The 7,411-nt window shown below is 67.9% G+C and carries 7 protein-coding genes and 2 pseudogenes; 3 read left to right on the forward strand and 6 right to left on the reverse strand.

Annotated features, from left to right (window positions below; translation table 11 throughout):
- The 4 genes from U9980_RS17630 to U9980_RS17645 form a co-directional block, all read right to left on the reverse strand.
- On the reverse strand, positions 1-1,067 hold a 1,067-nt coding region (locus U9980_RS17630), incomplete at its 3' end, for an ABC transporter permease (protein WP_322768922.1).
- Positions 1,064-1,744 (reverse strand): ABC transporter ATP-binding protein, encoded by a 681-nt coding sequence (locus U9980_RS17635; RefSeq protein ID WP_322768923.1) that lies wholly within the window; start codon positions 1,742-1,744, stop codon positions 1,064-1,066. The genes U9980_RS17635 and U9980_RS17630, both read right to left, overlap by 4 nt.
- Positions 1,741-2,790 (reverse strand): peptidoglycan-binding protein, encoded by a 1,050-nt coding sequence (locus tag U9980_RS17640; protein ID WP_322768924.1) that lies wholly within the window; start codon positions 2,788-2,790, stop codon positions 1,741-1,743. The genes U9980_RS17635 and U9980_RS17640 overlap by 4 nt, the downstream gene beginning before the upstream one ends.
- Complete coding sequence (locus tag U9980_RS17645) at positions 2,790-3,347, reverse strand: hypothetical protein (protein ID WP_322768925.1); 558 nt, start codon at positions 3,345-3,347, stop codon at positions 2,790-2,792. The genes U9980_RS17640 and U9980_RS17645 overlap by 1 nt, the downstream gene beginning before the upstream one ends.
- Positions 3,348-3,519: 172 nt before the next feature.
- On the opposite strand from U9980_RS17645, the gene U9980_RS17650 reads away from it, so the two are divergent.
- The 3 genes and pseudogenes from U9980_RS17650 to U9980_RS28610 form a co-directional block, all read left to right on the forward strand.
- On the forward strand, positions 3,520-4,209 hold the full coding sequence (locus U9980_RS17650) for a response regulator transcription factor (RefSeq protein ID WP_322768926.1): 690 nt from the start codon (positions 3,520-3,522) through the stop codon (positions 4,207-4,209).
- Between the two features lie 776 nt (positions 4,210-4,985).
- Positions 4,986-5,363 (forward strand): annotated as a pseudogene (locus U9980_RS28605) (HAMP domain-containing protein); the annotation flags it as partial.
- Between the two features lie 159 nt (positions 5,364-5,522).
- A pseudogene (locus U9980_RS28610) lies at positions 5,523-5,876 on the forward strand (sensor histidine kinase); the annotation flags it as partial.
- 54 nt (positions 5,877-5,930) lie between these two features.
- On the opposite strand, the gene U9980_RS17660 reads toward U9980_RS28610, so the two are convergent.
- Both U9980_RS17660 and U9980_RS17665 read right to left on the reverse strand, forming a co-directional pair.
- The gene (locus U9980_RS17660) at positions 5,931-6,284 is read right to left on the reverse strand and encodes an SH3 domain-containing protein (protein ID WP_322768928.1); all 354 of its coding nucleotides are present in this window, start codon (positions 6,282-6,284) and stop codon (positions 5,931-5,933) included.
- A 68-nt stretch (positions 6,285-6,352) separates the two neighbouring features.
- Positions 6,353-6,487 (reverse strand): hypothetical protein, encoded by a 135-nt coding sequence (locus U9980_RS17665; protein ID WP_322768929.1) that lies wholly within the window; start codon positions 6,485-6,487, stop codon positions 6,353-6,355.
- Positions 6,488-7,411: the final 924 nt, after the last annotated feature.

Raw genomic sequence — 7,411 nt, forward strand, 5'->3', positions numbered from 1 at the left:
ACCGGCGACCACCCCTGGGCCACGGCGTAGACCCCGGTCACGGCGATGCCCAGCAGTGCCCCTCCGCCCCCGCCGATCCCCGCCAGCAGCAGGGACTCGCTGAGAAACTGGACGCGTATGTGCCCACGGGTGGCGCCGAGCGCCCGGCGTAGGCCGATCTCGGCGCGTCGTTCCAGCACGGAGATGACCATCGTGTTGGCCACGCCCACACCACCGACGAGCAGCGCCACCCCGCCGAGTCCCAGCAGCAGCGTGGTGAGTGAGGCGTCCGCGACCTGCTTTGCCGCAAGCACGTCGGAGGGGCGCGAGACGGCCACCTCGTGGGGCGCCCGCGGGTTCGCCGTCGGCCCGAGCACCGATCGCACCGCGGCGACCTGGCTTTCCACCGCCCGTGCATAGACAGTGGTCGGATGGCCGTCGAAGCTGGCGTAGGTCTTCGCCGCCGTCCAACCGATGAGTGCGGCACTGTCCAGTTCCGGTGCCAGGGGGACTGGGTCGAGGACGCCGACGACGGCGTACCATTGACCGCCGAGCCACACTTCCACGCCCGGGCCGCGCAGGTCCAGCCGCTGGGCGGCCTGCCCACCGAGGACGACGGCGGGGTAGGTGGCCGTCGCCGGGGTGAGCCACGAGCCGGAGCGCAGCGTCGCTCGGACGGTTGCCGGCAGGTCGCGATCGACGGCGAGCACCTCGATGCTGCCGCTTTCCCCCGGCGGGATGTGATCATTGCGGTAGACGTGCGCGGGCACCCGGCCGGTAGCGGCGACCGCCTCGACCGGCCCGATCCGGCCGATCATCTGCACCGACTCGGTTGGCAGCTTCGCATCGTCGCCGAAGAGCGTGCTGCCGGGCGCGACGGTGAGCAGATTCGTGCCCAGCTGGCTGAGTGTGCGGTCGAGCTCCGCCCGGCTGGACGCCGAGATGCCGACGACCGCGAGCATGGCGCCGATGCCGATCGCGATGCCGAGGGCTGACAGGAAGACGCGTAGTGGCCGCGAACGCAGACCGACCATGCCCACCCGCGCGATGTCGGCTGCGCTCAAGTGGCCGACACGGGGCGTATTCATGAAACCCCCGCCGAATCGTGGACGACGCGACCATCCCGCAGCTCGACACGCCGTGGCAGCTGTGCCGCGATGTGCTGATCGTGCGTGATGATGAGGACGGTGGTGCCCGCCGCGTTCAGCTCGACGAGTAGCTGTAGGACCGAAGCGCCGGAGGCGCTGTCAAGGTTGCCGGTGGGCTCGTCGGCCAGCAACAGCACCGGCTCACCGACGACCGCCCGGGCGATCGCGACCCGTTGGCGCTCGCCGCCGGACAGCTCGTTGGGCGTGTGGTCGAGGCGGTGGCCCAAGCCGACCTGGTGCAATGCGGCCTGTGCGCGGCGGAGCCGCTGGCGCAGGCCGACGCCCGCATACAGCAGGCCGTCGGCCACGTTCTCCACCGCCGGCACCCCCGGGGCCAGGTGAAACTGCTGGAAGACGAAGCCGATCGCGGTGGCGCGTACGGCCGACAGCGCGCGGTCGGACATCGCGGCGACCTCATATCCGTCGATGCGCACGATGCCGGCCGTCGGCCGGTCCAAGGTGCCCAGCAGGTGCAGCATCGTTGACTTGCCCGAGCCCGACGGGCCGACGATGCCGGCCAGTTCGCCGCGTTGGACGACGAGGTTGACGCCGTCCAACGCGGTCACACCGCCGGGATAGATCTTCGAAACATCGACCAGCTCCACCGCGGGGATCACGCCGGCATCCGCACGGTCATGCCGGCGTGGAGCTCGGCTCCCGAGACCTCGACCCGTCCTGCGGCGAACATGCCGGCCTGCACGGCGACTGTCCGGGAGCCGCCGGCCTCCACGATTTCCAGGCCGTACCCTCCCTCGGTGAGGGCCAGCAGGGCCGCTACCGGAACGGTGAGCACGTCCTTCTTCTCGCGGATGGCGTGTCGAACGGTCAGTGTGCCCTCGGCTGCGGCCAAGGCATGCTGGTCCTCCACAGCGATGGTGAGCTGGACCTTGGAGCCGCCGCCGTTCGAGTCGGCGGCCGCTGGTGGCTGCGCCACCGATGAGACCGTGCCCGCAACTGTGGCACCTGACGGGAGTGCGACCGTCACCGCCGCACCGCGCACCGCCCACCCGGCGTCGGCTTCCGCGATCGAAACGGTCACCACTTTGGTGGTACCGGTGATGGTGAGTACGTCTGCTGGCGAGGTGGCGCCAACGCGTACGAGTTGCTCGGCGACGCGCAGCGGGTCCGCTGAATAGATCACCTGCCCAGGCTCGACCGTCCCGGTTTCAGGCAGGCCGAGATCGTGCTGCCAATGCCGCACGGCCGCCTCGGTGGCCGTGGAGAATTCCTGGTCCACGGTGAAACCCTGAAAGCCAAGAGCCTGGAGGTTCTGCTCGAACTGGGCCACATCGTTGCCTCTGACTCCGACGGTCAGCTGCCGGTACATCGGCAGTTGACCGTAGAGCAGCACCACCGGGAGATCATTGACGCGCAGTAGGGCCTGCCCGCGCTCCACCGTGGCCCCGGGCGGTGGCAGCCACGTCACAGTCCCGTTCATCCCGCTCGCCACCGGCGAGCCCGCACCGTAGCCGACCTTACCGTCCGCTGTGATGTAGTCGACGAGGGTCTCCTGTTTGATCGTTGTCGGCAAGGCCGTCCCGGGTGGCTCCTGCACAGTCGGCTCGCCACGCCAGCCGAAGCCGACCGAGGCGGCGGCAGCAGCCAGGATGATCAGTGTCGCGGCAGCGACCACGAGGCCCGTCCGCAGCCGGCGCCTGCGCATCAGCCCTTTCCCCCGCCATCGGTCGACGGGTCCCCGATGATCGATGCGCAGGCCCGGGTGGCGCGGCGTGCGCCGTCCGTCGTCTGATCCCAGGTCTGCTCGCCCGGGCCGCCCCGGGAGACGTACCCGTCAGGGCCGGGATCGGGAAAGTCGGGCGCGCCGTTCTCGCGCATGCACCGGGCATAGTCGCGGGCCATCTTGATTTCATCGAGCGTCCTGGTCTGCCTGTCCTGTAGGCCCGACGGAACCGGGGGTAGGAGATCATGGCATTTCTCCTGTGCGGCGACGAATTTCTGGTCGCTCTTGAGCAACCCCAGATCGCCCTCCAGCGTGTACCTCCCCTTCGGATCAGGGTCGGTGACCTGTACCCCGTCGGCGCGCAGACACTTCACATAGGCGCGTACGCCCTCGACATATGCCACCACCGTGTCGGCCGTGGCAGCGGTGGCGGACGCTGTCGGGGTACGGCCCGCGGTGGCGACCTGTCGTTCTCGCTGGGCACTCCCACACCCGGTGAGGACGATGCCAGCCACGGTGACGACCACCAACAAACCCATGGATACTCGGCTCCATCGCATGGAGGCGACCGTAGGGCAGCAGGTATGAAGAAGTCATGAAGAAGCTGTCCGCACCCCGTGCGATCCAGGCTCAACCCTCGCTCTGACCGCGGCCGGATATCTACGGTGAGGACAGCGGCTTGAGAACGTCTGCGTGTGGGAGGAGTTGACAGTGGGGGCCCGCGTCTTGGTGGCCGAGGACGATGTCAAGCAGGCGCATCTGATCAGGGTTTATCTGGAACGCGAAGGCCACAGCGTCCAGGTTGTCGGCGATGGGCGCGCGGCAGTGGATCGGTGCCGGGCGTACCGACCCGATCTTGTCGTCCTGGACGTGATGATGCCTGGCCTCGACGGCCTGGACGTCTGCCGCATCCTGCGCGGCGAGTCCGACGTGCCGATTCTGCTGCTGACCGCCCGCGCCACCGAGGATGACCTGCTGGTCGGGCTGGACATCGGCGCCGATGACTACCTGACTAAGCCGTACAGCCCACGCGAGCTGACCGCCAGGGTCCGCGTGCTGCTGCGCCGATCCGGGCGCCTGTCGGCGGGCGACACTGCGGTACTGACCGTCGGCGACCTGCGGGTCGACACCGGGCGTTTCGAGGTATACGTCGGTGAGCGCATCGTGAGCCTGACCGCGAAGGAGTTCGGCATCCTGGCGGTGCTGGCCACGGAGCCCGGGCGGGTCTTCACCCGGGCGCAGATCATCGATCGCGCCTTCGGCTTCGACCACTACGTCGAGGAACGGACCGTGGACGCCCATGTCATGAACCTGCGCCGCAAGATCGAGGTCGATCCCGGCGAACCGCGGTATGTTCAGACCGTCTACGGTCGCGGATACCGGATGGCCGAGTCGGCGTGAGCTTCCGGCTGCGGGTCCTGCTGCTCATCGTGTTCCTTGTGGCAACCTCCACCGCAGCCACCGCCTGGCTGACCCTGCGGCAGGCCTCCCGTCAGCTCAGCGACAGCGTTGCCGCCAGCCAGCGAGATGTCACGGTGGCCGCCGGCGAACTGGCGGGCTACGGCCGGCTCCACGGGTCGTGGCAGGGGATCGACGCGACGGTACGCAATCTCGCCGACCGACTGCACCAGCGCATCCGGGTGGTGACCGAGGACGGGACGCCGGTGGCGGACTCGGATCTCCTCGCCGGGCGTCAGGTGCGGCCCGTCACCGGGGCGCCGACCGTGGTCGATCCGCGTCCAACCCTGCCGCCGCTCGCCGCTGCAGCCACACCCGACCTCCGCTACCGCACAGCGGTCGCCATCGTCGATGCCTACCGCCGCGGCTGGCTCTTCGCCGCCTGCCTGACGGAGTCGGGAATCGGCGTTCGGCAGGTCTCCGACGTCCCGCTCACCGATCCGGTGGGCCGGCCGCTCTTCGAGGCGGTCGACGCACACGGTGCCGTCGTCGACACCTGCCGGCAGCATGCCGAGAGCGCACCACGTGACGTGGGTGCAGTCGCCCTTCAGGGCCGCACCTGCGGCCAGCAGGCTGATGAGGAAAGCTGTCTACAGGACCTGTTCGCTCAACAGATCAGCCAGTTGGCGCCGGCATCGCTGCGACTCTACGTCGGCGCGCGCGACGAGATCGCCCACCGGTTGTCCAGCGGGTCGATCGTCCTGGCTGCTTCGGCTGTCATGTTGGCCGCGGCGCTCAGCGCGCTGCTGCTCAGCCGGCGGGTGCTGCGACCCATCGGCGCATTGACCGCCGCCTCGCGCCGCCTTGGCGCGGGTGACCTGACCGAACGGGTCCCGGTCACCGGACGCGACGAACTCGCCGAGCTGGGCCGGGCGTTCAACCGGATGGCCGGATCCCTCGCGCAGAGCGAGGAGCGTCAGCGGCGGCTCATCGCCGATGTGGCGCACGAGCTGCGTACGCCCCTGGCGAACCTTCGCGGCTATCTCGAGGCACTCGCGGACGGGGTGCTCGCGCCCAGCCCGGAATTGTTCGCCTCCCTGCACGAGGAGGCGTTGCTGCATCAACGCATCGTCGACGACCTGCAGGATCTCGCCCTGGCCGAGGCAGGTGCGATGGCGTACCACAGGACGTCGGTCGACCTGAGCGAACTCGCGGAGACCTGCCGGACCGCCCACGGCGCCGTCGCCGAGGCCGCAGGCATCGAGCTGCGCGTCCGTGCGCTCTCGCCGGTCGGCGTATACGCCGACCCCGACCGCCTGCGCCAGGTGCTCGGCAACCTGATCCGCAACGCCATCGCCGCAACCCCGCCGGGCGGGACCATCACCCTCACGGTCCGCGAAGGGGACGGGGTGGCCCTGATCCAGGTCAGCGATACCGGCAGGGGCATGGCCGAGCAGGATCTGCCGCATGTGTTCGACCGTTTCTGGCGCGCGGACACCGCCCGCGGGCGCGGCAGCGGCGGCAGCGGGCTGGGACTGGCGATCGCAAGGCAGATCGTGACCGACCACGCCGGCACGATCGAAGTGACGGGCCGACTCGGGGTCGGCACAACGTTCACCGTCAGCCTGCCGGCCGCTGAATCCTATGCTGAGGGCGGCGCCCCCCGGTGATGAGAGCATCGGGGGACGCCGCAACGGCCGGCCTGATGAGGCCGGAGAGCGGACTCAGCAGTGGACGTTGGCGCCGTAGCCGACGAGCAGGTCGTCGCGGACCCAGCCTTGCCTGCTGGTGTTGAAGTCGTACAGGTGCGACCACGTGTAGCCGCCGTCGCCCAGTTTCCAGCAGTCGAGCTGGACGTTGTGGCTGGCCTGAGCCTGCCCCACCGCAGTGCACGAGGTCGAGGGGCCGGTGCGGATGTTGACGTAGTTGGTGTTGACGTATTTTCCGTAACGACCGTCGCGGATGCTCCAGCCGTTGTCTGGACAGGAAGCCGCGAGCGCTGGGCTGGCGGGCAGCACCAGCGAGATACCTGCGGCCGCGGTGACGCAGACGGCTGCAATGACCGACTTGATTCGCATGATTTCTCCTTGCTGGGATGACTCCGACCGTTTGCGATCAGGCGTGGCTGTTTTTCTGCATGCGAATTTCACTCGCCGCGAATCACCTGGGCTTCCGCATAGGAGAGGTCGTACGGTTCATGGGTCATACGAATCGCACGGTGAGGATTCGATTTACCGCCGTGAATGCGTAAATCGAAGAGCATGGCGGTGCGTTTTGTCATGGACAGCGGATGCCGAGCCTGGAGAACGAACAAGGAGCACGCCTGGCTAAGTCGTGATCTGCCTGCCCTCTCGGTGTGACTGGCCGCAAACCCTGACATAGCCCAACTGCCGCCGAATCTATCGGGGGCGATGGTCGATGTCAACGATCCTGGACGAATACGCGAAACTTACGAAACACCTTTCCGTCGGAAGTGGCTCTGACCAGGGAATTTAAAGAAATTGGCGATCTTATTCGTGGCCGCGTGGCTGCATGGCCGCAATCTCGACGGAGAGTTACCAATCCCGGCTTGCAGACACGGGGCGTTTGACCTGCGATTTATTCACGACGTCCGTGGGCAACTTTGCATTTACCCAGGTCAGCGATGATGCCGGCTTGCGCCGGCACCCTGTCTCGATGAGGATATTGGTGCCGTCCAATCCGACGTCGTTGCTTTGTGGTGGTGCGAGCCCGTAGGTCGGTGTGACGCGGAGGTCCTGAGGCATCCTGTCCTGCTCCTACGAGCGTGAACCTCAGAATCTTTGACGGCAGGGCCTCCCTGGACGGTCTGTACGGTTCACCGATCAAGGAAAGTTGATGATCTTCTAGAGGCGCTCCCGCAACTGGATACCGCCGACCGCGCCGGACCCGACTACCCGGTGTGATCACACATGCCTGCGGCCGGAGCCAGCCCCACCGGTAATCCTCATCTCAGAGCCAAAGGATGTGATTCTCATGCTGCTGCGCCAGCACCAGAATCACATCCTTGAGAGCTGGCCGGGCCGGGATGGCCGACTATGCCCAATACGCGCTGGACACCCTCGCCTGAGGCTGGCTGTCGGCGGGCGCGGGTGTCTACTGCGGCTGCGCTTGGGGCTGGGGATAGTGGCGTAGGTCGGTCGGCTCACGCAGCCGGGCGGGTAGGTAGGCGGCGCCGGGACCTTTG

Origin of the sequence: Protofrankia sp. Cr1 (assembly GCF_963555865.1) — a bacterium.
GTDB lineage: Bacteria > Actinomycetota > Actinomycetes > Frankiales > Frankiaceae > Protofrankia.

Coding starts and splice junctions, on each gene's coding strand:
- U9980_RS17640 (WP_322768924.1), bottom strand. CDS start 2,790: ATGCGCAGGCGCCGGCTGCGGACGGGCCTCGTGGTCGCTGCCGCGACA.
- U9980_RS17645 (WP_322768925.1), bottom strand. CDS start 3,347: ATGGGTTTGTTGGTGGTCGTCACCGTGGCTGGCATCGTCCTCACCGGG.
- U9980_RS17660 (WP_322768928.1), bottom strand. CDS start 6,284: ATGCGAATCAAGTCGGTCATTGCAGCCGTCTGCGTCACCGCGGCCGCA.
- U9980_RS17665 (WP_322768929.1), bottom strand. CDS start 6,487: ATGACAAAACGCACCGCCATGCTCTTCGATTTACGCATTCACGGCGGT.